The following is a 22,688-nucleotide window of genomic DNA, read 5'->3' on the forward strand; positions in this document are numbered from 1 at the left end:
TTTGTTACGAGGCTGTTTTAATGCCGCTGTCGAATATCCGCATCATCCATCAGGACGCCGCCGTACTGGTGGTGGACAAGCCTACCCTGCTGCTCTCCGTGCCCGGTCGCGCCGATGACAACAAGGACTGCCTGATCACCCGCCTGCAAGAAAATGGCTACCCGGAAGCGCGCATCGTCCATCGACTGGACTGGGAAACCTCCGGGATCATCCTGCTGGCCCGCGATCCCGATACCCATCGCGAGCTGTCTCGACAGTTTCACGACCGCGAAACCGAAAAAGCCTACACCGCACTGTGCTGGGGCCAGCCGGAACTGGACAGCGGCAGCATTGATTTGCCGTTGCGCTACGACCCGCCGACCAAACCCCGCCACGTGGTAGACCATGAATTCGGCAAGCATGCGCTGACCTTCTGGCGCGTGCTGGAACGTTGCGGCGACTGGTGTCGGGTGGAACTGACGCCGATTACCGGCCGCTCGCATCAGTTGCGCGTGCACATGCTCTCCATCGGCCATCCGCTGTTGGGTGACGGGCTTTACGCTCATCCGCAAGCCCTGGCGGCCTGGCCGCGCCTATGCCTGCACGCCAGCATGCTCAGCTTCACCCACCCGCAAAGTGGCGAACGCTTGCGCTTCGAGTGCCCGGCACCGTTTTAACGGTTGCGACAGCCCTTGTGGCGAGGGAGCTTGCTCCCTCGCCACAGATTCCGCACCTGACGCACTTTATTCGATCAATACGTTAAACTCGCGGCACTGCTGTCTGGAGCTACTTATGCGCGAAGAGTTGAACCAAGGCCTGATCGACTTCCTCAAGGCCTCCCCTACCCCATTCCATGCCACCGCCAGCCTTGTTCAGCGCCTGGAAGCGGCGGGTTATCAGCGCCTTGACGAGCGCGAGCCCTGGACCACCGAAGCCAATGGTCGCTACTACGTCTCGCGCAACGACTCCTCGATCGTTGCGATCAAGATGGGCCGCAATTCCCCTCTGTACGATGGCATCCGCCTGGTTGGCGCTCACACCGACAGCCCATGCCTGCGGGTCAAGCCACAACCTGAACTGCAGCGTCAGGGTTTCTGGCAGTTGGGCGTCGAAGTCTATGGCGGTGCATTGCTCGCCCCCTGGTTTGACCGTGACCTGTCGCTGGCCGGTCGCGTGACCTTTCGCCGCGACGGCAAGGTCGAAAGCCAGCTGATCGACTTCAGGGCACCGATCGCCACCATTCCCAACCTGGCCATTCACCTCAACCGTGAGGCCAACATGGGCTGGGCGATCAACGCACAGACCGAGCTGCCGCCGATCCTTGCGCAATTTGCCGGTGACGAACGCGTGGACTTCCGCGCCGTGCTCACCGATCAGCTGGCCCGGGAACACGGCCTGAACGCCGACGTGGTGCTCGATTACGAGCTGAGCTTCTACGACACCCAAAGTGCTGCCGTCATTGGCCTGCACGGCGACTTCATTGCCGGTGCGCGCCTGGACAACCTGCTGTCGTGCTACGCCGGCCTGCAAGCCTTGCTGACGGCTGAAACCGATGAAACCTGCGTACTGGTGTGCAACGACCACGAAGAAGTCGGCTCCTGCTCGGCGTGCGGTGCCGACGGCCCGATGCTCGAACAAACCCTGCGTCGCTTGCTGCCTGAAGGTGACGAGTTCGTCCGCACCATTCAGAAATCGCTGCTGGTCTCGGCCGACAACGCCCACGGCGTACACCCCAACTACGCCGACAAGCACGACGCCAACCACGGCCCGAAACTCAATGCGGGTCCGGTGATCAAGGTCAACAGCAACCAGCGCTACGCCACCAACAGCGAAACCGCAGGGTTCTTCCGTCACCTGTGCATGGCCGAAGAAGTCCCGGTGCAAAGCTTCGTGGTGCGCAGCGACATGGGCTGTGGCTCGACCATCGGCCCGATCACCGCCAGCCATTTGGGCGTGCGCACCGTGGACATCGGCCTGCCGACGTTTGCCATGCACTCGATCCGCGAACTGTGTGGCAGCCATGACCTGGCGCACCTGGTCAAAGTGTTGAGCGCTTTCTACGCGTGCCGCGAATTGCCGTAACGCAATCCCTGTGGCGAGGGAGCTTGCTCCCTCGCCACTGTAATGACGGGATGCTGCTGAACCATTTCTGATCCCCATCAACCCCGATCGAACAAAAGCCACCTAGACTTACATCACTTTCCCCGACAAGGCTGTCGTCATGATCTCGATGTCTGTGTTCAACTCCATGCTCATTCCGATTCTCTCGGGAATGATCCTGCTGGCCATTGGCTTCAACTTTCGTGACAAGAACGCCGGGGTGCTCTCGATGTGGATCGGCATGCTGCTGATCCTCGCCACCGTGATTTACAAAATCCTCGCCAAGCTGAACGAATAAAAGCACTGACTGCGCTCGCATTGGTTTTGCCCCGCTCGTACACTCGCTCGACCTGTACCCGTTGAGGTTGACCGCCTAGTGTTCGCTCGTCTTTTTGCCCTGCCGTCTACGCTGTTCATCTGTCTGTTGATGCTGCTTCCTGTTGCGCCTGCCCAGGCCGTCGGCCTGCCGGGCCTGCTCAACGGCTCACCAAAAGCCCAACCGGAAGCGACCGCACCGCTGGGGCAATCGCTGGACGAAGTGATCAAATCACTGGAAAACGATCAGCAACGAGCCAGGTTGCTGGCTGACCTGAAGAAACTGCGCGACACCACTAAAAAGGCCCAGGTCCCCGAAGAAGACGGTGTGCTTGGCTTGATCGGCGGCACCCTGGCCAGCCTCGAAAAACAGTTTTCCGGTGCCGACAGCCCGCTCACTCGCTGGTCCGACGAGTTCGACCTGGCCAAGGACGAACTGAGCGCGCTGATGCTGCCGGCCAGCGAATGGCTGCCGATGCTCTTTGCCTTCGCCCTGATCCTGATGCTCTGGAGCCTGCTCGCCGCTGCGCTGATCTGGCTCGGTCATCGTGTTCGAACGCGCTTCGGCCTGACTGAAGAACTGCCGCAACACCCCAAGACCTGGGACATGCTGCGCTTTGCCCTGCGTAAACTCGGCCCCTGGCTGATCGCGCTGCTGATTACCGTCTACATGAGCTATGCCTTGCCCTCATCACTGGGTAAATACCTGGCCATGGTGCTGGCTTATGCACTGGTGGTCGGTACCTGTTTCTCGGCGATCTGCGTGATCGCGTTCTCGGTGCTCGACGGCCCGCACCGCCATCGCGCCCTGTACATCCTGCGGCACCAGGCCTTTCGCCCACTGTGGCTGATTGGCAGTTTTGCAGCTTTCGGCGAAGCCTTGAACGACCCACGGCTGGTGACCAGCCTCGGCATTCACCTGGCCCACATCACCGCGACCATCGCCAATGTGCTGGCAGCGATTTTCACCGGTCTGTTCATCCTGCGATTCCGTCGGCCCATTGCCCACCTGATCCGCAACCAGCCGCTGTCGCGGCGACTGACCCGCCGTGCGCTGAGCGACACGATCGAGATTCTTGGGACCTTCTGGTTCTTGCCTGCGCTGGTGCTGGTGGGGATCTCGCTGTTCGCCACCTTCGTCTCCGCCGGCGACACCAGCACCGCGCTGCGCCAATCACTGATCTGCACCGTGCTGCTGGTGTTGTGCATGGTCATCAACGGCCTGGTCCGCCGCCACGCGCTCAAGCCGCAACGCGGGGCAAAGCGCCACGCACTGTACTCGGACCGCCTCAAGAGTTTCTTCTATACCCTCGCACATCTGGCGGTGTGGCTGGTGTTCATCGAACTGGGCTTGCGGGTCTGGGGCATGTCGCTGATCCGCTTCACCGAAGGCGAAGGCCATGAAGTCAGCGTCAAACTGTTCAGCCTGGGCGGTACGCTGATCTTCGCGTGGCTGATCTGGATCCTCAGCGACACCGCCGTGCACCACGCCCTCACCCGCTCACGCAAAGGCCAGGCCAATGCCCGGGCGCAAACGATGATGCCGCTGATTCGCAACGTGCTGTTCGTGGCGATCTTCATCATCGGGCTGATCGTCGCCCTGGCCAACATGGGCATGAACGTCACGCCGCTGCTGGCAGGTGCCGGCGTGATCGGCCTGGCCATCGGTTTTGGCGCACAGTCGCTGGTTGCGGACCTGATCACCGGGCTGTTCATCATCATTGAAGACTCACTGGCCATCGACGACTACGTGGACGTTGGCGGCCACCTGGGCACCGTCGAAGGCCTGACCATCCGCACTGTGCGCCTGCGGGACATCGACGGCATCGTGCACACCATCCCGTTCAGTGAAATTAAAAGCATCAAGAACTACTCACGGGAATTCGGCTACGCGATCTTCCGCGTGGCAGTCCCGTACAACATGGAAATCGATGACGCGATCAAATTGATGCGCGACGTCGGCCAGAAGATGCGCACCGACCCGATACAACGTCGCAACATCTGGTCGCCGCTGGAGATCCAGGGCGTCGAGAGTTTTGAATCCGGCAGCGCGATTCTGCGCGCACGGTTCAAGACCGCACCGATCAAACAGTGGGAAGTGTCGCGTGCCTTCAACCTGTCGCTCAAACGCCATCTGGATGAAGCCGGGCTGGATCTGGCAACGCCGAGGATGAGTATTCAGGTGGTGACGGCGGCGGGTGGTGGATTGGAGAAGGAATAGCAGACAAATGCAGCTCGGGTTCCTCCCGAGCTGCATTCACTTCAAAATGCTTGATATCAGTCGAGCAGATGGCGACGAAAAGACCGACAACCTGCGCTGACGATTATTTGATATTCAATACGATAGGCACCGGCTTATGTGCAAAGGGCTTATCGGCGGGGTGTTTCTTCCACGACCCGTCACCTGCTGGCACCAAATAATAAGCATCACCATGCCTATCTACACTTTTGACTTTGCGTCCGGCGATCAAGAAATTGTAGAGTGTATCCGGATCATCAAAAGCCTCGTCCCCGCCAAACTGCAGAACGGCTGCGGAATAGGACGCATACATTTTAATCACCACCTCGCCTTGAGGGCGGTTGTTCTGTAGAGGCTTACCATTGGAATCCAACAGGGTAAACGGTTCGGCACGCCCCCCAATACACAGGTAGCCTTCTTTATCCAGGGCAACATATTTTTTATCTGCGATATCCCCAACAGAGATGCTGTATTCACCTTCACCGCCATAAAAATAAAACAGGGTCGGTTCAACATAAGACCGCTGAGTTCCAATTTCACTTGAATGAATGACTGAAATCGGCTTCCCCAAAATACTCATGGTACCTCTGAGGTTTTCATTGCGATCATCGTACCCGTATCCAAACATACCAATATCCTTATATAAGTAAACATCCAAAAGCCGCAACACAAGAGCGACTCAGGACCACCTTACATAAAATCGGCACTTCCACATAGAACAACTAACAAACTTATAATTTCAGAATATTTAGTTAGTACCCATAACGCTTCACCAGCGTTACCAACCGCACCTCATTAAAAGCAGAACTCAGGCAACATCCACCCCGACATGAATCGCGTCATGCCGCCAGAACTCCAGATCACAATCGATCAACCGCCCATGCTGATCATAATTGACCCGCGCAATCCGCAACCCCGGACTGCCCACGGACACCCGAAGTGCGGCCGCCGCATCCACCGACAACGCCGTCGGCACAATCTCGAAGCGCACCCGCCCATAGTGCAAATCGTAATGCCGCGCATACAACTCGGTAATCGACTGATTCAGATCGAACGCCAGAATCCCCGGAAAAAACTGCGGATTCAAATAGTGCTCGACATACAAAACCAACCGCCCATCAATGCGCCGCGAACGGCAGATCTGAATCACGCTCGACAACGCCGGCAACTGCAACCAGGCACACACCGCCGCTGACGCCGGTTGCAACCGCGCCGAAATCACCTCGGTCGACGGCACCCGCCCCTGCGCACTGACCATCGCGTGAAAGTGGCTGCGTTGCATCAGGTTGTACGCCAGACGCGGTGGCGAAACGAACCAGCCACGCCGCTCCTCGCGATAAATCTGACCCTGCGCTTCCAGTTGCAACAACGCCTCACGCACGGTGATCCGCGTGGTCCCGAACAACTCACTGAGTTTGCGCTCGGCCGGCAGCTTGCTCGCGGGCGCCAGCAGACCGTGGTCGATCTGCTCCTGGAGCACCTGACCGATGGCTGTCACCGCTTTCGTTGCCTCTTCACGCATCAACGTTACCTATCTGGACTAGACCAGCACTGTTTCGGGGCAGGACGGCGCCAAAAAACGCGTCCTGAAACGTATTGCAAGCCTAGGCAATACATATGACTGATCAATGACAAAGCCGCCGAACGGCTGATCCAGACCTGTGCAAATAAGCGGCCAAGTCCTTGCAAACCGGCCTTCCGGCCATGGTCTACGCTTACTTCGCAGCCACCACTACCGAGCGAAAAGAATGCGAGCGCGCCTGATACCGACATCAAAGTGTCATCCAGCTCACCTAAATTGGCTCAGGTATTGCTGACCTAGACCAACCCAACTGCAAACGTAGATAAAAGCGCAGCGTTGAATACGCCCAAAGGAGCTTCGGATGAAACAGCTTTTCCTGGCATCACTGTTAGGCTCGACCATTGCCATGTGCACCGCAGCCATGGCGGCTGATACCGATTTAAAAGCCTTGGAAACCGCTGCAAAAGCGGAAGGCGCCGTCAACAGCGTCGGCATGCCCGATGACTGGGCCAACTGGAAAGGCACCTGGGAAGACCTCTCCAAAAAGTACGGCCTCAAGCACATCGACACTGACATGAGCTCGGCTCAGGAAATCGCCAAGTTCGCTGCCGAAAAAGACAACGCCAGTGCTGACATCGGCGACGTCGGCGCGGCCTTCGGCCCGATTGCGGTCAAGCAGGGCGTGGTTCAACCGTACAAGCCAAGCACCTGGGCGCACGTTCCGGACTGGGCCAAGGACAAGGACGGTAACTGGGCACTGGCCTACACCGGCACCATCGCGTTCATCGTCAACAAGAAGCTGCTGCATGGCTCCGAAGCCCCGACAAAGTGGGCTGACCTGAAAACCGGTAAATACAAGGTCTCCATCGGTGACGTGAGCACCGCTGCACAAGCCGCCAACGGTGTGTTGGCCGCCGCCATCGCCAACGGTGGTGATGAAAAGAACATTCAGCCAGCACTGCTGATGTTCGCCGAGATCGCCAAGCAAGGTCGCCTGTCGCTGGCCAACCCGACGATTTCCACCATGGAAAAGGGTGAAGTCGAAGTCGGTGTGGTCTGGGACTTCAACGGCCTGAGCTATAAAGCCAAGATGGTCAACCCGGATGACTATGTCGTACTGATCCCGTCCGATGGTTCGGTGAAATCCGGTTACACCACCATCATCAACAAATACGCCAAGAATCCGAACGCTGCCAAACTGGCCCGCGAGTACATCTTCAGCGACGCCGGCCAAATCAACCTGGCACGCGGTAACGCCCGCCCGATTCGTGCTGAAACAGACCTGAAACTACCGGCGGATGTGGTGAAAAACCTGATCCCGGCCGCGCAGTACGAAGCCGCCAAGCCCAAGCCGATCACCGACGCCGATGCCTGGGAAAAAACCTCCAAGGCCCTGCCGCAGAAGTGGCAGGAAGAAGTCATCATCAATATGCAGTAATGCTGTAGCTCCCCACGGGGTGTTCTGATGAGGATCCCTGTGGGAGCGAGCCTGCTCGCGATGGCTGCTTAACATTCGACACATGTGTTGAATGTCAGACAGCGATCGCGAGCAGGCTCGCTCCCACAGTAGATTGAGTTGATTTCAAGATTTCTGTTTTGCGGAGTTTTTGCCCCCATGAAGCACAACGTCATCCTTGTGGTGCTCGATGGCCTGAACTACGAGGTCGCGCGGCATGCCATGGGACATCTTCAGGCYTATGTCGGCGCAGGACGCGCAGCCTTTTACAAACTCGAATGCGAACTGCCGTCCCTGTCGCGCCCGCTCTATGAATGCATCCTGACCGGCGTCACACCGATCGACAGCGGCATCGTCCACAACAACGTGTCGCGCCTGTCCAGCCAACGCAGCGTGTTCCACTACGCCACCGCCGCCGGGCTCAGCACCGCCGCTGCGGCCTACCACTGGGTCAGCGAGCTGTATAACCGTTCGCCATTCGTGGCGGCCCGCGACCGCCATACCGACAACACTGAACTACCGATCCAGCACGCGCATTTCTACTGGTCCGATCACTACCCCGATTCGCACCTGTTCGCCGACGCCGAGAACCTGCGCCTGCGTCATGCGCCGAACTTTCTGCTGGTCCACCCCATGAACATCGACGACGCCGGACACAAGCACGGCCTCGACACGGCGCAGTACCGCAACAGCGCCCGCTCGGCGGACATCATTCTCGCCGACTACCTGCAAGGCTGGCTCGACGCCGGCTATCAGGTGCTGGTGACCGCCGACCACGGCATGAACAACGACCGTTCCCACAACGGCCTGCTGGCCGAAGAACGTGAAGTACCGCTGTTCGTCATCGGCGATGCCTTCAGCTTCAATCCCCATGCAGCCCCGAAACAAACCGAACTGTGTGGCACTGTCTGCGAGTTGCTGGGTATTGCCCACGACAAGCCTGTTTGCCGGGAGCTGCTCAAGTGAATTCAATCACCCGCGGCAAGTGGCTGGCGGCGTTGTGCCTGGTGCCCTTCGCCATTTTCTTTATCGTGTTCCAGATCGCCCCGCTGTGCTGGGTGCTGATCAACAGTGTGCAATCGGAAGAGTTCGGTTGGGGCCTGGCCAACTTCAACAAGATCTTCAGCTCGAAGTTCTACATGCAGGCGATCCAGTACAGCCTCGAGATCAGCTTCTGGTCCAGCGTGTTCGGCATCGTTATCGCAATCCTCGGCAGTTACTCGCTGCGCCGGGTCGATTCGAAGCTGCGCAACTTCGTCAACGCCTTCGCCAACATGACCAGCAACTTTGCCGGTGTCCCGTTGGCCTTTGCGTTCATCATCCTGCTGGGGTTCAACGGCAGCTTCACCATCATGCTCAAGCAGGCCGGGATTATTCAGGACTTCAACCTGTACTCGAAAACCGGGTTGATCATCCTCTACACCTACTTCCAGATTCCCCTCGGCGTGTTGCTGCTGTACCCGGCATTCGACGCCCTACGTGAAGACTGGCGCGAATCGGCGTCCCTGCTCGGCGCCAATGGCTGGCAGTTCTGGCGACATATCGGTTTGCCGGTACTGACCCCGGCCTTGCTCGGCACCTTTGTGATCCTGTTGGCCAACGCCCTCGGCGCCTATGCCACGGTCTACGCCCTGACCACCGGCAACTTCAACGTGCTGCCGATCCGCATCGCGGCGATGGTTTCGGGCGACATTTCCCTGGACCCGAACATGGCCAGTGCCCTGGCCGTTGTGCTGGTGACGTTGATGACCCTGGTGACCGTGGTCCATCAGTTGCTGTTGAAGAGGAGCTACCATGTCTCGCGCTGAACTGGGCCCCGTCGGTGTCTATCACCGGGTCGTGGTTTACCTGCTGTTCGCCATTCTGTTGCTGCCGCTGGCCGGGACGCTGATCTACTCGATCGCCAGCAGTTGGTCGGCCACCGTTCTGCCCAGCGGCTTTACCTTCAAGTGGTACATCCAGCTGTGGAGCGATCCGCGTTTTCTCGGTGCCTTTGGCCAGTCACTGCTGGTCTGCGTGGGTGCGCTGATTCTGTCGGTGGTGTTGATCCTGCCGCTGCTGTTCGTGGTGCATTACCACTTCCCGAAGCTCGACGCGCTGATGAACATCCTGATCCTGCTGCCGTTCGCGGTGCCGCCCGTGGTGTCTTCGGTGGGGCTGTTGCAGCTCTACGGTTCGGGACCGTTCGCGATGGTCGGTACACCGTGGATTCTGGTCGGTTGCTACTTCACCGTGGCGCTGCCGTTCATGTACCGGGCAATCACCAACAACCTGCAAGCGATCAACCTGAGTGACCTGATGGACTCCGCCCAACTGCTCGGTGCCAGCACCTGGCAAGCGGCGTTCCTGGTGGTGCTGCCGAACCTGCGCAAGGGCTTGATGGTCGCGTTGCTGCTGTCGTTCTCATTCCTTTTCGGTGAGTTCGTGTTCGCCAACATCCTCGTCGGTACGCGCTACGAAACGCTGCAGGTCTACCTCAACAACATGCGTAACAGCAGCGGTCACTTCACCAGCGCGCTGGTGATTTCCTACTTTTTCTTTGTGCTGGTTCTGACCTGGGCTGCCAATATCTTGAACAAGGACAAAAGCCAATGAGCTATGTCAGCGTCCAACACCTGCAAAAAAGCTACTCGCAAACGGGCTCCGCCGGCACTCCGGTGTTCAGCGATATCAATTGCGAAATCCAGAAAGGCGAGTTCGTCACCCTGCTCGGCCCGTCCGGTTGCGGCAAGTCGACCCTGCTGCGCTGCATCGCCGGGCTGACCGCAGTGGATGGCGGCAAGATCCTGCTCGATGGCCATGACCTGGTGCCGCTGAGTCCGCAGAAACGCGGAATCGGCATGGTATTCCAGAGCTACGCGTTGTTCCCCAACATGACCGTGGAGCAGAACGTCGCCTTCGGATTGCGCATGCAAAAGGTCAACGCCGACGACAGCCGCAAGCGCGTGCTCGAAGTGCTGCAATTGGTTGAACTGACCGACTTCGCCAGCCGCTACCCGCATCAACTGTCGGGCGGCCAATGCCAACGCGTGGCCCTCGCCCGCTCGCTGGTCACCCGCCCCCGCTTGCTGCTGCTCGATGAGCCGCTATCGGCACTCGATGCTCGAATCCGCAAACACCTGCGTGAGCAGATCCGGCAGATCCAGCGCGAGCTGGGGCTGACCACGATTTTCGTGACGCACGATCAGGAAGAAGCCCTGACCATGTCCGACCGGATCTTCCTGATGAACCAGGGCAAGATCGTCCAGAGCGGCGATGCTGAAACGCTCTACACCGCACCGGTCGATGTGTTTGCCGCCGGCTTCATCGGCAACTACAACCTGCTCGATGCCGCCAGCGCCAGCAAGCTGCTGCAACGTCCGATCAATGGCCGCATCGCGATTCGCCCGGAAGCTATCGAACTGAGCCGCAATGGCGAACCGGATGCGCTTATCCGCAGCCACAGCCTGCTGGGCAACGTGATCCGCTATCGGGTCGAGGCCCGTGGTGTGGAATTGGTGGTAGACGTGCTGAACCGTTCGGCGGCTGACCTGCATGCCGACGGTCAGCGACTGGCACTTTCCATCGATCCGACGGCCCTGTGTGAGGTAGCCTGATGTTTTCGCTGTGCACACTGTTAAAGAGAGAGCAGCACTGATGGCTTTGGCAATTTTTGATCTGGACGAAACCCTGATCCATGGCGACTGCGCCTCACTGTGGAGCGAGCAGATGGTCCGCCTCGGTTGGGTCGACGGCGAATCGTTCCTGCGCCGCGACAAGGAATTGATGGATTCCTACGGCAGGGGTCACCTGGCCATGGAGGACTACATGGCCTTCAGCCTGGAGCCGATGGCCGGACGCACCCCGGAAGAAGTCGAGCACCTTGTGGCGCCGTGGGTCGAAGATTTCATCGAGCCGATCATCTTCAGCGACGCCTGCAAAGCCATTGCCGAGCACCGCAAGGCCGGCGACCGGATACTGGTGATCTCCGCTTCGGGCACACACCTGGTCAAACCCATCGCCGAACGCCTGGGCATCGACGAGATCCTCGCTATAGAGCTGGAAGTGACTCACGGGGTCTACAGCGGCAACACGGTCGGCACCCTGACCTATCGCGAAGGCAAGATCACGCGCTTGCTGGAGTGGCTGGACGCCGAAGAGGAGAACCTTGAAGGCGCAAGTTTCTATTCCGATTCACGCAACGATCTGCCGTTGCTGATCAAAGTCGACTATCCGCATGTGGTCAATCCGGACCCGGTGCTGCTCGAACACGCCGAAAAGGCCGGCTGGCCGATCCATCTCTGGAAGTAGCGCCACCGCGTCAACTTCATCGCGAGCAAGCTCGACGCAATCCTTGTGGGAGCGAGCCTGCTCGCGATGAACGATAACGCGGTCTCACAGGTAGACCGCGTCGCCTGAATCGCGAGCAGGCTCGCTCCCACGGTTCAGTGAAGCCCTTTAGACCAGGCTTTCGTCGATCACCAGCACCAACTTGCCCGACACCCGATTGGTCGCAAGCTCGGCAAACGCCGCTTCAGCGTCCCTGATCGGGAAGGTCCTGGCCAGTTGCGGGCTCAGGCGCCCTTCGGCGAACAGCGGCCAGACATATTGGCGCAGATCACTCAACAGATCGGCCTTGAACTGTTCGTCACGGCTGCGCAGGGTCGACCCCAGCAACTGAATCCTTTTGGCCAGCACCTGCGCCAGATCCAGCGGCGCTTCACGGCCGCCCATCAGGCCGATCAACACCCAACGCCCGTCGAGCGCCAGCAACTTCAGGTTCAGCGCGGCGTAGTTGGCGCCGACCGGGTCGAGGATCACATCGAATGGCCCCAGGTCACGCAGCCCCTCCAGCCCATCGGTGCGTATCACCCCGCCTTGTGCCCCCAGCGCCTCGCAGTAGGCCAGTCGATCAGCCGAACCGACGCTGACCCAGCACGGGTTGCCGAATGCCTTGCACAGCTGAATGGCAGCTGAACCAACCCCACTCGCCCCGGCGTGCAGGAGAACTTTCTCACCCGGTTTGAGCGCAGCCAATTGGAACAAATTCAGCCAGGCGGTGCTGTAGACCTCAGGCAACGCTGCCGCTTCGACCAGCGACAAGCCTTCGGGCGCAGGCAATACGTGACGGCCATCGACCACCACCTCTTCGGCCATCCCGCCACCCGCCAGCAGTGCGCAGACCCGGTCTCCGACCTGCCAGGACGACCCGGCACCGACCTCGCTGATCACGCCTGAACACTCAAGGCCCAGCACCTGGCTGGCGCCCGGTGGTGGCGGATAGAGTCCTGCCTTCTGTAACAAATCGGCTCGATTGAGGCCCGCTGCCGCCACTCGAATGCGAACTTGTCCTACGTCACACGTCGGACTGGGCTCTTCAACCCACTCCACTCGACCTTCAACGCCTTGCAATGCTTTCACAGTGCCTCCATAGTGAGTCTGGACTGAGCCCGATGCTGTAGCGCCGGGTTTTTTGCATTATGCGACCGGCCCAGGGTCGTACGAAAATTCGCCGAGTGGCGATCAGACGGTTTTAACCCAGCCTGATCGATACGCGAGCAGTTTGCGTAGAGCCTTGTGGAACCGGCGACTTTAAAGACGGCCTAATATGCGTTATCAATTGCCCCCGCGTCGAATCAGCATGAAGCATTTGTTCTCCAGCACCGCACTTGCGCTTTCCATTGGCCTGGGCAGCTTGTCGCTGTCGCCCACTACGTTCGCAGCCAATAGCTGGGACAACCTTCAGCCCGATCGTGACGAGGTGATTGCCAGCCTTAACGTCGTCGAGTTGCTCAAGCGCCACCATTACAGCAAGCCGCCGCTCGATAACGCCCGTTCCGCGATCATCTACGACAGCTACCTGAAGCTGCTCGATCCGTCGCGCAGTTATTTCATGGCCAGTGACATCGCCGAATTCGACAAATGGAAAAACCAGTTTGACGAGTTCCTCAAAAGCGGCGACCTGAACGCCGGGTTCACCATCTACAAGCGCTATCTGGACCGCGTCAAGGCGCGCCTGGACTTCGCCTTGGTCGAGCTGAGCAAAGGCGTCGACAAGATGGACTTCACCACCAGGGAAACCTTGCTGGTCGATCGCAAGGACGCCCCGTGGCTGAAGACCACTGCCGAGCTCGACGACCTGTGGCGCAAACGCGTCAAGGACGAAGTGCTGCGGATGAAGATCGCCGGTAAAGACCCCAAGCAGATTCAGGACACCCTGACCAAGCGCTACAAGAATCAGCTGTTGCGCCTGGACCAGACCCGTCCGGAAGACATCTTCCAGGCGTACATCAACAACTTCGCCATGTCCTACGACCCGCACACCAACTATCTGTCACCGGATAACGCGGAGAATTTCGACATCAACATGAGCCTGTCGCTGGAAGGCATCGGCGCCGTGTTGCAGAGCGATAACGACCAGGTGAAAGTCGTGCGCCTGGTGCCGGCAGGCCCGGCGGACAAGACCAAACAGGTTGCACCGGCCGACAAGATCATCGGCGTTGCCCAAGGCAGCAAGGAAATGGTCGACGTCGTCGGCTGGCGCCTGGACGAAGTGGTCAAGCTGATCCGTGGACCGAAAGGCACTGTGGTACGCCTGGAAGTGATCCCGGCCAGCAATGCGCCAAACGACCAGACCACCAAGATCGTCTCGATCACCCGCGAAGCGGTGAAGCTTGAAGATCAGGCGGTGAAGAAGTCGGTCCTCAACCTCAAACAGGACGGCAAGGACTACAAGCTCGGCGTCATCGAGATCCCGGCCTTCTACCTGGACTTCAAGGCGTTCCGCGCCGGTGATCCGGACTACAAGAGCACCACCCGCGACGTCAAGAAACTGCTGACCGAACTGCAAAAAGACAAGGTCGACGGTGTGGTCATCGACTTGCGCAACAACGGCGGCGGTTCCTTGCAGGAAGCCACCGAGCTGACCAGCCTGTTCATCGACAAAGGTCCGACCGTGCTGGTACGTAACGCCGACGGCCGGGTCGATGTACTGGAAGACGAAAACCCGGGCGCCTTCTACAAAGGCCCGATGGCGTTGCTGGTCAACCGTCTGTCTGCTTCGGCTTCGGAGATTTTTGCCGGCGCCATGCAGGACTACCACCGCGCGCTGATCATCGGCGGCCAGACTTTCGGTAAAGGCACCGTGCAAACCATCCAGCCGCTGAACCATGGCGAGCTGAAACTGACACTGGCCAAGTTCTACCGGGTTTCCGGACAGAGCACCCAGCATCAGGGCGTGCTGCCGGATGTCGACTTCCCGTCGATCATCGACACCAAGGAAATCGGCGAGAGCGCCCTGCCGGAATCCATGCCGTGGGACACCATTCGCCCGGCCATCAAGCCGGCAGTCGACCCGTTCAAACCGTACCTGGCACAGCTCAAGTCCGAGCATGATGCCCGTTCGGCCAAGGACGCGGAGTTTGTGTTCATTCGCGACAAGCTGGCACTGGCCCAAAAGCTGATGGCGGAAAAAACCGTCAGCCTCAATGAAGCCGAACGTCGCGCGCAACACGCCGATATCGAAGCCAAGCAGCTGGTGATGGAAAACATCCGCCGCAAGGCCAAGGGCGAAGATCCGCTCAAAGAACTGAAGAAAGAAGACGAAGACGCCATCGCGGCCGAGCCAGAAAAGACCAAACCGGAAGACGATGCCTACCTGAGCGAAACCGGGCGCATCCTGCTGGATTACTTGAAGCTGAACACCGCGGTCGCCAGCAACAAAAAGTGATGGCAATTTAATGCTGACGATCCCCGGATCGTCATCAAACAGTCATCATTCTGTCGTGAAATAAAGGACTGGGCCCGCTCTCTGAAAAAGAGCGGGCCCGGTCCTTTTTTTATCGCCAGAGATCGCCATGACCACGACCGAACAGCTGAGTGCCTTGAGTTCAATCCTGGCTCAAAGTGGTTTGCACAGTCTGTTCCAGCCGATCGTTTCGCTGTCCGAACGACGCATCCTCGGTTACGAAGCCCTCAGTCGCGGTCCCTCCAACAGCCCTCTGCATTCGCCCATCGCGTTGTTCGCTGTGGCCCGCCAGGCTGGCCGTCTCAGCGAACTGGAAATGGCCTGCCGACACAGCGCCTGCCGCCGCTTCAATGAACAACAGTTACCGGGCAAACTGTTTCTCAACGTCTCCCCCGAATCGTTGCTCGAAGCCGACCATCAACCGGGTAGAACCCTGCAAATGCTCCAGGACTTCGGCATTCCACCAAGTCAGGTGGTGATCGAGCTGACCGAGCAAACCCCGACCGACGATTTTCAGTTGCTGCAAAACGCACTGCATCACTACCGCGCCATGGGCTTTTCGATTGCACTGGATGACCTGGGGGCCGGGTACTCGAGCCTGCGACTCTGGTCGGAACTGCGTCCGGACTATGTGAAGATCGATCGGCATTTTATCGATGGTATTCATCAGGACGCGCTCAAGCGCGAATTCGTCGGCTCGATCCTGCAGATCGCCAAAGCTTCGCGGGCACAGGTCATTGCCGAAGGTATCGAACTTCCGGAGGAACTCGCGGTGTTGACCGAGATGGGGGTCGACCTGGTGCAGGGCTATCTGTTGTGCCGTCCGCAGGAGCACCCGCCACGGGACGCCCGGACGATGATGCCCAAGCACGACAGCAGTGCAGTGGCACTCAACGATGAAGGCAGCGACCTCAGCGCCCTGCTCAACGAACATCCGGCTGTACACCGCGATACCCCTACCGCTGACGTGCTGGAGGCTTTCCGTCGTCAGGCCAACCTGAACTCGCTGGCAGTGCTCGACGAACTCGGTCAGCCCTGTGGCATCGTCCACCGTCACTCGCTGTCCGATGCGCTGCTCAAGCCGTTTGCTACCGATCTGTTCGCGCGCAAGCCGATCAGCCGGTTGATGAGCGATGACTTCCTCGCCGTCGAGCTCAGCCAGTCGCTGCAACAGGTCAGCCGGCTGATCACCAGCCGCGCCCGGCAGCGCATCGAAGAGGATTTCATCATCACCCTCAACGGCGGCTATCTGGGCCTGGGTCGGGTGATCGATGTGCTCAAACTGATTACCGAACTGAAAATCCAACAGGCCCGCTACGCCAACCCGCTGACCCTGTTGCCGGGCAACGTGCCGATCCAGCAGTGCCTGACTCGCTTGTTGCAGCAGAGCCGCGAGTCGGTGATCTGCTACGTCGACATCGACAGTTTCAAGCCTTTCAACGATATCTATGGCTACGGCCGCGGTGATGAAGTCCTGCTGTGTCTGGCGCAATGCCTGAACGACCGCGTCGACCCCAGCCGCGATTTCGTCGGCCATATCGGCGGCGATGACTTCCTGCTGGTCCTCGGCCCGGAAGACTGGCACAAGCGCCTGAACCAGCTGCTCGAGGACTTCCACGGCCAATGCCGACGCTTCTACCGCAGCGAACACCTGGAAGCCGGCTGCTTCATCGCGCCCAATCGTCAGGGCGTCCGCCAGGAATTTGCGCTGCTGTCGCTGTCGATTGGCGTGGTGCATCTACACCCGCAGGCCTGTGGACAACTCGACGCCAGCCAACTCGCGGAAATGGCCTCACAGGCCAAGCATCATGCGAAGAATGTGCAGGGGGGGAGTATTCATGTGATTGATAGTTTGGGGTTGGCGAAGCAAGCTTAAACTGTTTAGCGGCGAGAGAAATGAACTGACCGTTTATTTACCCAACAACATCATCACACATAACGCTCTCGCCGCTGACAAGCCAGCGAATGAAAGCGACGAACTCATAAACATAAAGCCGTTAAATCAAGCTCACTCATCATCAATGGGCTTCTCTGACTTTATCCAGCGCATATAAAACTCTCTCTGAACACTATAGTCATTCGTGAGCTCACCTTCAGCATAATCAAATATATATACAACATCATCTAGCGAAGGCGCTTTCCCTAAAGTCAGCTCATAGGCTTTCAAACCAAGTGACATCTGAGAAGACATACTCGACGTATGAACATTAACTTTCGCCCCCTCGCAGTAAAAAATAAAATCAGGATGACCTTCTCTGACCCTCGCAAAACACTTGTAAAAATCATGATCAGAATAGACCTTGCGATAGCCGTTCCGCATTAAGAACTCTATCGTCACTTTCTTTTTATCGCAGATAAGCTGAGCGCCTTCCTTGCCACCATTAACACCAACAACTATATCCACAATAATTGTAGAGCTCATTTTTTTATCTTCCTATTTGGATTAGGTATGGAGTATCCGAACTCGCGACCGTTGTCTATGATCAACGTTGCACCAAGAACATCCTCACCCTTGATTCTAGAGGGTATTGCGATTTCTTTCTCTGCACCAAACAGATAATCCGCTCCCAATTCTTTTTTTAAATCATGGCCTGGAATTTTTCGCAGGGTATACAAATACCCTACCCGTGTATGGTCATTCGTAGCAAACTTCTTCCCCACATCCCTTGAGGTAGAGGTACTAATAAAGTTGCTAGGCGGATAATCGCTATCCATTGAATGAAGAAATAAATCATTGCTTTTCCCTTTGCTCTTGAATCCATTTTCAAACACATCATCGGGTTCTCGTTCGTCTCCGCGATATAGATAATCACCTTCCCCTTTTGGCGGTTTTGGCTCGCCTCTGTCTACCGAGGCCTTCCCCGCCGGATTTTCCGCCTCCCCCGGTTTCTTGCACTTACCCGCCCCCGGGCAGTCATTCAACCCCAGCGGATCAACCCACCCCGTCGGATTCAGGGTGTACTGATACCCGTTTAACCCACCCGCCAGCTTGCTCGGATCCGGTGTCAGGTAGCGGCCAATATCCGGATTGTAGTAGCGATGGCGGTTGTAGTGCAGACCCGATTCAGCATCGAAGTACTGCCCCTGAAAGCGCAACGGCTGCTCGAGCTGTTCTTCGCCAAAGTGCTTCAGGCTGGCGAGTTTTCCGTAGGCTTTGTAGGTCGCCGACCAGACGATTTCGCCGCTGTAGTCGGTGAGCTCTTGCGGGGTGCCGAGGTGGTCGAGTTGGTAGTAGAACGGGCAGGCCTTGCGTGGGCCTTTGCCATCGAGCATGGCCAGCGGGCGGAAGCTGCCGGGTTCGTAGAGGTAGCTGCGGTAGTGTTTTTTGCTGCTTTCGGCGACGAGGTTGTCGCCTTGCCAGAAAAACTCGGTGGTGTGGCCGTCGACGGTTTTGCCGATGCGCCGACCGAAGGCGTCATAGCGGTAGCTGGCGGTTCTGCCATCCGGCAGCGTGATGCCGATCAACCGGTGCTGGCAGTCGTAGCGGTATTCGGTGACGAGTTTTTGTGCGGTGCCGCGGCGCTCAAAGATCAGGTTGCCGAAGGCGTCGTAGTCGTAATGGCGGTCGCCTTGCAGCAGCAGGCGGTTGCCTTTGATCGTCGCCAGGCCCGGGCGATCGTGCATCTGCAGGTTGCCGGCAGGGTCATGGGCGAAGCTTTCCTGCTCTGGGTTGCGAGAGTGGCGGACGCGAACCAGACGGTTCAGCAGATCGTAGTGATAGTTGCGTTGGCCGTGACGACTGTCGGCAATGAAGTCGAGGTTGCCGTTGGCGCTGTAGGCGTAATCGCGACGATGGCGTGGCTGCTCGGCATGAGAAACCGCGTGGGCGTGCAATCGACCCTGCTCATCGTAGTGATACCGACTGAGCAATTGGCCCTGCTGGCGTTGCCGCTCGCGCCCCGCGTCAAAGACGTGCGTGGTCAGCCGCGTGCCGTTGAGGTCGATAGCGCTGAGCGCGCCACCCTTGGCGTGGTGGTAGTCGAGGGTGCTGTTGTCCGGCAGGCGCAGGTGATCGAGTTGACCGCAAGCGTTGTAGCGATAACGCAGGGTGCCCCAACCCTGATGTTCGGTGATCAGTCGGTCCTGCTGGTCGTACTCGAACTCCAGCGGGTGGTCGCGACCGTCATCGACGCTGACCAGACGACCAAGGCTGTCGTAGCGATAGTCGACCTTCTGGCCATCGGGCAAGGTCTTGACCAGCAAGCGCCCCGCCGCATCGCGCTGGTAAGCGGTGATCAGCGCTGAGCCGTCATCGCCAAATTCGGTTTTCTCCAGCAGATGGCCGTTGAGGTCATAGCGGTACGCCGTGCGCCGACCATCAAAACCGGTTTCTTGCTCGATCAGCCCGTTGGCGCCGTACGCCAACTGATACTTTTCGCCCACCTCGTTTTCGATTTCGCTGAGCAACAACCGCGCGTTGTCGTAGCGATAGTGCAACTGGCTGCCGTCGGCATTGATGCGACGGCTGACCAGATGCAGGTCATCGGCGTATTCGTAGCGCGTGACCTGGCCCGACTCATCGCGTTCGGCGATGAGTTTTCCGTAGGCGTTGTAGCTGAAGGCGCGGGTGACACCTCCAGGCAAAGTGGTCTGGATCAGCCGGCCGAGAACGTCCCATTGATACTGGGTGACCGCACCGTGTGCGTCCTGACGACGACTAAGCCGGCCCAATGCGTCGTAAGCGAAACACCGCCGACCACCGTCCGGCAGTTGCTCTTCGGTCAGTTGCCCGAGGTTGTTCCAGACAAGGAGGTGGCAACTGTTATCCGGATAGCGGATCGACAGCAGTCGCCCTTGATCATCGTACTGGTAATGGGTGATGTGCCCATCAGGGTCGATCTGTTCGGTGATATCGCCCTGGATGTTTCGCTGGTACTTCCAACGCGCCTTGCCCCGACGCATCGCCCGAACGAAACCGTTGTGATACTCGTAGTAAGTTGGTTCGTCTTCTGGCGGAATGACCGCCAGCAGCCGCCCGGCGTCGTCATAGGTGTATTGGGTGACACCACCGAGAGGATCTTTCTCGGCCACCAACTGACCGTTATCGTCGTAAGCCTTCAGGTGTTCGGCACCGTCCGGCTCGACCTTGCGCACCAGCCGTGCCTGCTGGTCGTGGACGTAAACCTCTTGGCTGCCATCGGCGTTGTGCAGCGTGACGCTGCCGTTATCGTCCCAGGCATAACGGGCGTCCATCTGCGCAAAACTCGCCCAGTGCCGCACGCATCGGGCGGCTTTGCCTTCGCGCTCCCACTCCCAGAAAAAACTCGCGCCGCCGGCCAGTTGCCGCTGGAGTATCACCGCCTGATTGTCGTAGTCGTAGCGCTCGCTTTCCCCCGCGGCGTTGACGGCTTCGATCAGTCGGTGGCAGTCGTCATAGCGATAGGCGACCAGCGTTTGCTCGGTTTGCCAGGCATCATCGGCACTCGCCGCCGCGCGATAGACTTGATAGTCGACGGCAATCAGATGTCGCCGGTCGTAACACAACAGCAAGGCGCGACCGGCGCCGTTGTCCAGACGTTTGATGCGCGCCTGGCGATCGCGGGTGATACGCAGGCGGTTGTTGTAAGGGTCGCTGATGGCCGTGAGGTTACCGTCACGAAAATGGTAGAACCGTGTCGCCTCACCGGCCTGGGCGAGGATCAGTTCCTCGGGCTCGTCACCCAGATAAATCGCTGCACGGGACAAACTGTTATGGATCGCCGGACGCTCGGCACTGGGTCTTGGGAAGCGCGTGCGGCGGTTTTCGTGGTCGATCCAGACGACATTGTCGCCTTCGATTTCCAGGCGATGCGCCAACGAGTGGCTCCAGCCAAAACCCAATCCACTATCGATTTCGACTGCACTGGTGCGGTACAACCGGGTGAAGGCGAACGGCAGCACACCATCGAGCTCGCCATCGGTGAGGGTCAGCAGTTCTTCGCCAGTAACCATCGACACCGGGCAGTTGTGGGTGGCGGTTTTATCTGCCGAATCGGCGCTGTCGCCGTTGGGGTTTTTCGCCTGATCCGGGGCGTTGTCGTGATGCTCCTGCTTGCTCAGGCTGGTCTTGGGCCCAGACTTGTCGCGGGCGATGGCCGCAGGGTTTTTCACGTAAAGGATCGACGCTTCGCCAGGGGTAATCTTCAGCGGCCCCCGGGGTGTTGGCGCCAACGACGCATTTCGGGCACTCACCATCAGCGGCTTGAGCGCATCGGCGTGACTGCTGAAACGCTGATTGCTCGACACTTGCGCCAACCGGATGCTCAAGGCTGCCAGCCACTGTCGAGCACGCTGTGACTTGATCTTCCCCAACACTTTGGCGCCCACACCGGCCCCAACGCCCATCGGTCCGGTCACGCAGGCCAGGAGCAATCCGACCAACACGCCTGTACGAATTTCGGCCATTACTTCGGCTTCGTACTGCGGCGGCAGCATCCGCAACCAACTGGTGACGGCCGTCAGATAGATGAACAGCAACGGTTCATCGCTGAGCACCAGCAACCCATTGGCAATCGCTTCTGTGGAAGCGTTGAGCAGGGTTTCGAGTTCGGCCTGGGTCAGGTACTCGAGAAGTTTTTCACTGTTGGCTTGCAGGTCGGCCAGCAGTTGATAGAGCTGCTGGACATCGTCCCAGAGGTCGAGCAAAGCACTTTCGACACCCCGCCGATCAGCCTGCTGCAACGCGTTGTAGCGCTCAAGAAAACCACTTTGCGAAAAGCTCGCCCACAGCGGTTGAAACTCGTTCGTCCACTCGCTTTGCAGCCAGTCCTCTAGTTCGGCAATGGTGGTTTGATAGGAGGCGTAGAGCGCCTTGACGTGGTCTTGAGAGACGTTGGGGTAAAAGGTGATTCGGTGCCGCTGGCCACGCCAGCATTCGGGGACTTCAAGGATGCCGCCAGGGCCGATAACTGCGTGGACCGGCTCGCCGACTACCTCATCTCCTCCCGGCCCGTCGACCAATGCTTCGAGCATCACCGGGGTATTGCCGATCGGCACGAAACGCGCAGTGTCGAACATGTGCACCAGGGTCAACGATCCGCCAGCCGGACAGGACGCAACGGTGGCACTGATCGGTGTGGTCGAGTTTTTCGGGGCGCTGAGGCTGACGTCGTTGCCGACCTTGAACACCTGTTCGACATCCAGCGCTGCGCCCGTCCAGAAACTTTCGGCCCAGGAATCGTAGTCGCTAAGGCAGTGCCGAAAGTCATTGAAGACCGCCGTAATGTCCGGATCTTTCGGGTTCAGCGCAGCAATGACCAGATGGCCAATGGCAGTGTTCAAGGCCTGCAGTTTTTTTGGATCGAGCATTCGCAATCTTCGCGCGGTCGCTGTGGGACGCGAGACTGTGCGGGGATTGCGCGGGGAATGAAGT

General features: G+C 58.7%; 17 protein-coding genes. 12 read left to right on the top strand and 5 right to left on the bottom strand.

Annotated features, from left to right (window positions below; translation table 11 throughout):
• Window positions 1-20 precede the first annotated feature (20 nt).
• The 4 genes from AC1DIH_RS20825 to AC1DIH_RS20840 all read left to right on the top strand — a co-directional run bounded on the left by AC1DIH_RS20825 (window position 21) and on the right by AC1DIH_RS20840 (window position 4,615).
• Window positions 21-656, top strand: a complete 636-nt coding sequence (locus tag AC1DIH_RS20825) for an RluA family pseudouridine synthase (RefSeq protein WP_007940846.1) — start codon at window positions 21-23, stop codon at window positions 654-656.
• 115 nt (window positions 657-771) lie between these two features.
• On the top strand, window positions 772-2,061 hold the full coding sequence (locus tag AC1DIH_RS20830; protein ID WP_477773107.1) for a M18 family aminopeptidase: 1,290 nt from the start codon (window positions 772-774) through the stop codon (window positions 2,059-2,061).
• Between the two features lie 139 nt (window positions 2,062-2,200).
• The gene (locus AC1DIH_RS20835) at window positions 2,201-2,377 is read left to right on the top strand and encodes a hypothetical protein (RefSeq protein WP_173860023.1); all 177 of its coding nucleotides are present in this window, start codon (window positions 2,201-2,203) and stop codon (window positions 2,375-2,377) included.
• 78 nt (window positions 2,378-2,455) lie between these two features.
• A complete protein-coding gene (locus tag AC1DIH_RS20840) occupies window positions 2,456-4,615 on the top strand; it encodes a mechanosensitive ion channel domain-containing protein (RefSeq protein ID WP_477773108.1) in 2,160 nt (719 codons plus the stop codon).
• A gap of 103 nt (window positions 4,616-4,718) precedes the next feature.
• Here the strand turns inward: AC1DIH_RS20840 and AC1DIH_RS20845 are convergent, their stop codons facing one another.
• Window positions 4,719-5,261 carry a hypothetical protein gene (locus AC1DIH_RS20845; protein WP_477773109.1) on the bottom strand — a complete coding sequence of 181 codons (543 nt, stop codon included), beginning with the start codon at window positions 5,259-5,261 and terminating at the stop codon, window positions 4,719-4,721.
• Between the two features lie 180 nt (window positions 5,262-5,441).
• Complete coding sequence (phnR, locus tag AC1DIH_RS20850) at window positions 5,442-6,155, bottom strand: phosphonate utilization transcriptional regulator PhnR (protein WP_427530436.1); 714 nt, start codon at window positions 6,153-6,155, stop codon at window positions 5,442-5,444.
• A gap of 361 nt (window positions 6,156-6,516) precedes the next feature.
• Here phnR and AC1DIH_RS20855 point away from each other — a divergent pair, with 361 nt between their 5' ends.
• The 6 genes from AC1DIH_RS20855 (at window position 6,517) to AC1DIH_RS20880 (ending at window position 11,901) form a co-directional block, all read left to right on the top strand.
• Window positions 6,517-7,593 (top strand): ABC transporter substrate-binding protein, encoded by a 1,077-nt coding sequence (locus tag AC1DIH_RS20855; protein WP_477773110.1) that lies wholly within the window; start codon window positions 6,517-6,519, stop codon window positions 7,591-7,593.
• 177 nt (window positions 7,594-7,770) lie between these two features.
• Window positions 7,771-8,577 carry an alkaline phosphatase family protein gene (locus AC1DIH_RS20860; RefSeq protein ID WP_477773111.1) on the top strand — a complete coding sequence of 269 codons (807 nt, stop codon included), beginning with the start codon at window positions 7,771-7,773 and terminating at the stop codon, window positions 8,575-8,577.
• Window positions 8,574-9,419, top strand: coding sequence for an ABC transporter permease (locus AC1DIH_RS20865; RefSeq protein ID WP_123580274.1), 846 nt, complete (start codon window positions 8,574-8,576; stop codon window positions 9,417-9,419). Before AC1DIH_RS20860 ends, AC1DIH_RS20865 begins: the two co-directional genes overlap by 4 nt.
• Entirely contained in the window at window positions 9,406-10,206 is an 801-nt protein-coding gene (locus tag AC1DIH_RS20870; protein WP_216742609.1) for an ABC transporter permease, read from the top strand. The genes AC1DIH_RS20865 and AC1DIH_RS20870 overlap by 14 nt, the downstream gene beginning before the upstream one ends.
• Window positions 10,203-11,207: an ABC transporter ATP-binding protein gene (locus tag AC1DIH_RS20875; RefSeq protein ID WP_103319899.1), complete on the top strand. Its 1,005-nt coding sequence runs from the start codon at window positions 10,203-10,205 to the stop codon at window positions 11,205-11,207. The genes AC1DIH_RS20870 and AC1DIH_RS20875 overlap by 4 nt, the downstream gene beginning before the upstream one ends.
• Before the next feature lie 40 nt (window positions 11,208-11,247).
• Window positions 11,248-11,901, top strand: a complete 654-nt coding sequence (locus AC1DIH_RS20880) for an HAD family hydrolase (RefSeq protein WP_477773112.1) — start codon at window positions 11,248-11,250, stop codon at window positions 11,899-11,901.
• Between the two features lie 147 nt (window positions 11,902-12,048).
• Here the strand turns inward: AC1DIH_RS20880 and AC1DIH_RS20885 are convergent, their stop codons facing one another.
• Window positions 12,049-13,011, bottom strand: a complete 963-nt coding sequence (locus AC1DIH_RS20885) for a zinc-binding dehydrogenase (RefSeq protein ID WP_477773113.1) — start codon at window positions 13,009-13,011, stop codon at window positions 12,049-12,051.
• Window positions 13,012-13,231: 220 nt separating this feature from the next.
• Between AC1DIH_RS20885 and AC1DIH_RS20890 the strand changes: the two genes are divergently transcribed.
• Window positions 13,232-15,319 carry a carboxy terminal-processing peptidase gene (locus tag AC1DIH_RS20890; RefSeq protein ID WP_477773114.1) on the top strand — a complete coding sequence of 696 codons (2,088 nt, stop codon included), beginning with the start codon at window positions 13,232-13,234 and terminating at the stop codon, window positions 15,317-15,319.
• Window positions 15,320-15,446: 127 nt separating this feature from the next.
• Window positions 15,447-17,213 carry a bifunctional diguanylate cyclase/phosphodiesterase gene (locus tag AC1DIH_RS20895; RefSeq protein WP_477773115.1) on the top strand — a complete coding sequence of 589 codons (1,767 nt, stop codon included), beginning with the start codon at window positions 15,447-15,449 and terminating at the stop codon, window positions 17,211-17,213.
• A gap of 132 nt (window positions 17,214-17,345) precedes the next feature.
• On the opposite strand, the gene AC1DIH_RS20900 is transcribed toward AC1DIH_RS20895, so the two are convergent.
• Both AC1DIH_RS20900 and AC1DIH_RS20905 read right to left on the bottom strand, forming a co-directional pair.
• Window positions 17,346-17,759, bottom strand: coding sequence for a hypothetical protein (locus tag AC1DIH_RS20900; protein ID WP_477773116.1), 414 nt, complete (start codon window positions 17,757-17,759; stop codon window positions 17,346-17,348).
• The gene (locus tag AC1DIH_RS20905) at window positions 17,756-22,624 is read right to left on the bottom strand and encodes an RHS repeat-associated core domain-containing protein (protein WP_477773117.1); all 4,869 of its coding nucleotides are present in this window, start codon (window positions 22,622-22,624) and stop codon (window positions 17,756-17,758) included. The genes AC1DIH_RS20900 and AC1DIH_RS20905 overlap by 4 nt, the downstream gene beginning before the upstream one ends.
• Between the last annotated feature and the right edge of the window lie 64 nt (window positions 22,625-22,688).

This window comes from Pseudomonas sp. 05N36 (assembly GCF_056397385.1).

Coding starts and splice junctions, on each gene's coding strand:
- AC1DIH_RS20825 (WP_007940846.1), top strand. CDS start 21: ATGCCGCTGTCGAATATCCGCATCATCCATCAGGACGCCGCCGTACTG.
- AC1DIH_RS20830 (WP_477773107.1), top strand. CDS start 772: ATGCGCGAAGAGTTGAACCAAGGCCTGATCGACTTCCTCAAGGCCTCC.
- AC1DIH_RS20835 (WP_173860023.1), top strand. CDS start 2,201: ATGATCTCGATGTCTGTGTTCAACTCCATGCTCATTCCGATTCTCTCG.
- AC1DIH_RS20845 (WP_477773109.1), bottom strand. CDS start 5,261: ATGTTTGGATACGGGTACGATGATCGCAATGAAAACCTCAGAGGTACC.
- phnR (WP_427530436.1), bottom strand. CDS start 6,155: ATGCGTGAAGAGGCAACGAAAGCGGTGACAGCCATCGGTCAGGTGCTC.
- AC1DIH_RS20855 (WP_477773110.1), top strand. CDS start 6,517: ATGAAACAGCTTTTCCTGGCATCACTGTTAGGCTCGACCATTGCCATG.
- AC1DIH_RS20870 (WP_216742609.1), top strand. CDS start 9,406: ATGTCTCGCGCTGAACTGGGCCCCGTCGGTGTCTATCACCGGGTCGTG.
- AC1DIH_RS20875 (WP_103319899.1), top strand. CDS start 10,203: ATGAGCTATGTCAGCGTCCAACACCTGCAAAAAAGCTACTCGCAAACG.
- AC1DIH_RS20880 (WP_477773112.1), top strand. CDS start 11,248: ATGGCTTTGGCAATTTTTGATCTGGACGAAACCCTGATCCATGGCGAC.
- AC1DIH_RS20890 (WP_477773114.1), top strand. CDS start 13,232: ATGAAGCATTTGTTCTCCAGCACCGCACTTGCGCTTTCCATTGGCCTG.
- AC1DIH_RS20895 (WP_477773115.1), top strand. CDS start 15,447: ATGACCACGACCGAACAGCTGAGTGCCTTGAGTTCAATCCTGGCTCAA.
- AC1DIH_RS20900 (WP_477773116.1), bottom strand. CDS start 17,759: ATGAGCTCTACAATTATTGTGGATATAGTTGTTGGTGTTAATGGTGGC.
- AC1DIH_RS20905 (WP_477773117.1), bottom strand. CDS start 22,624: ATGCTCGATCCAAAAAAACTGCAGGCCTTGAACACTGCCATTGGCCAT.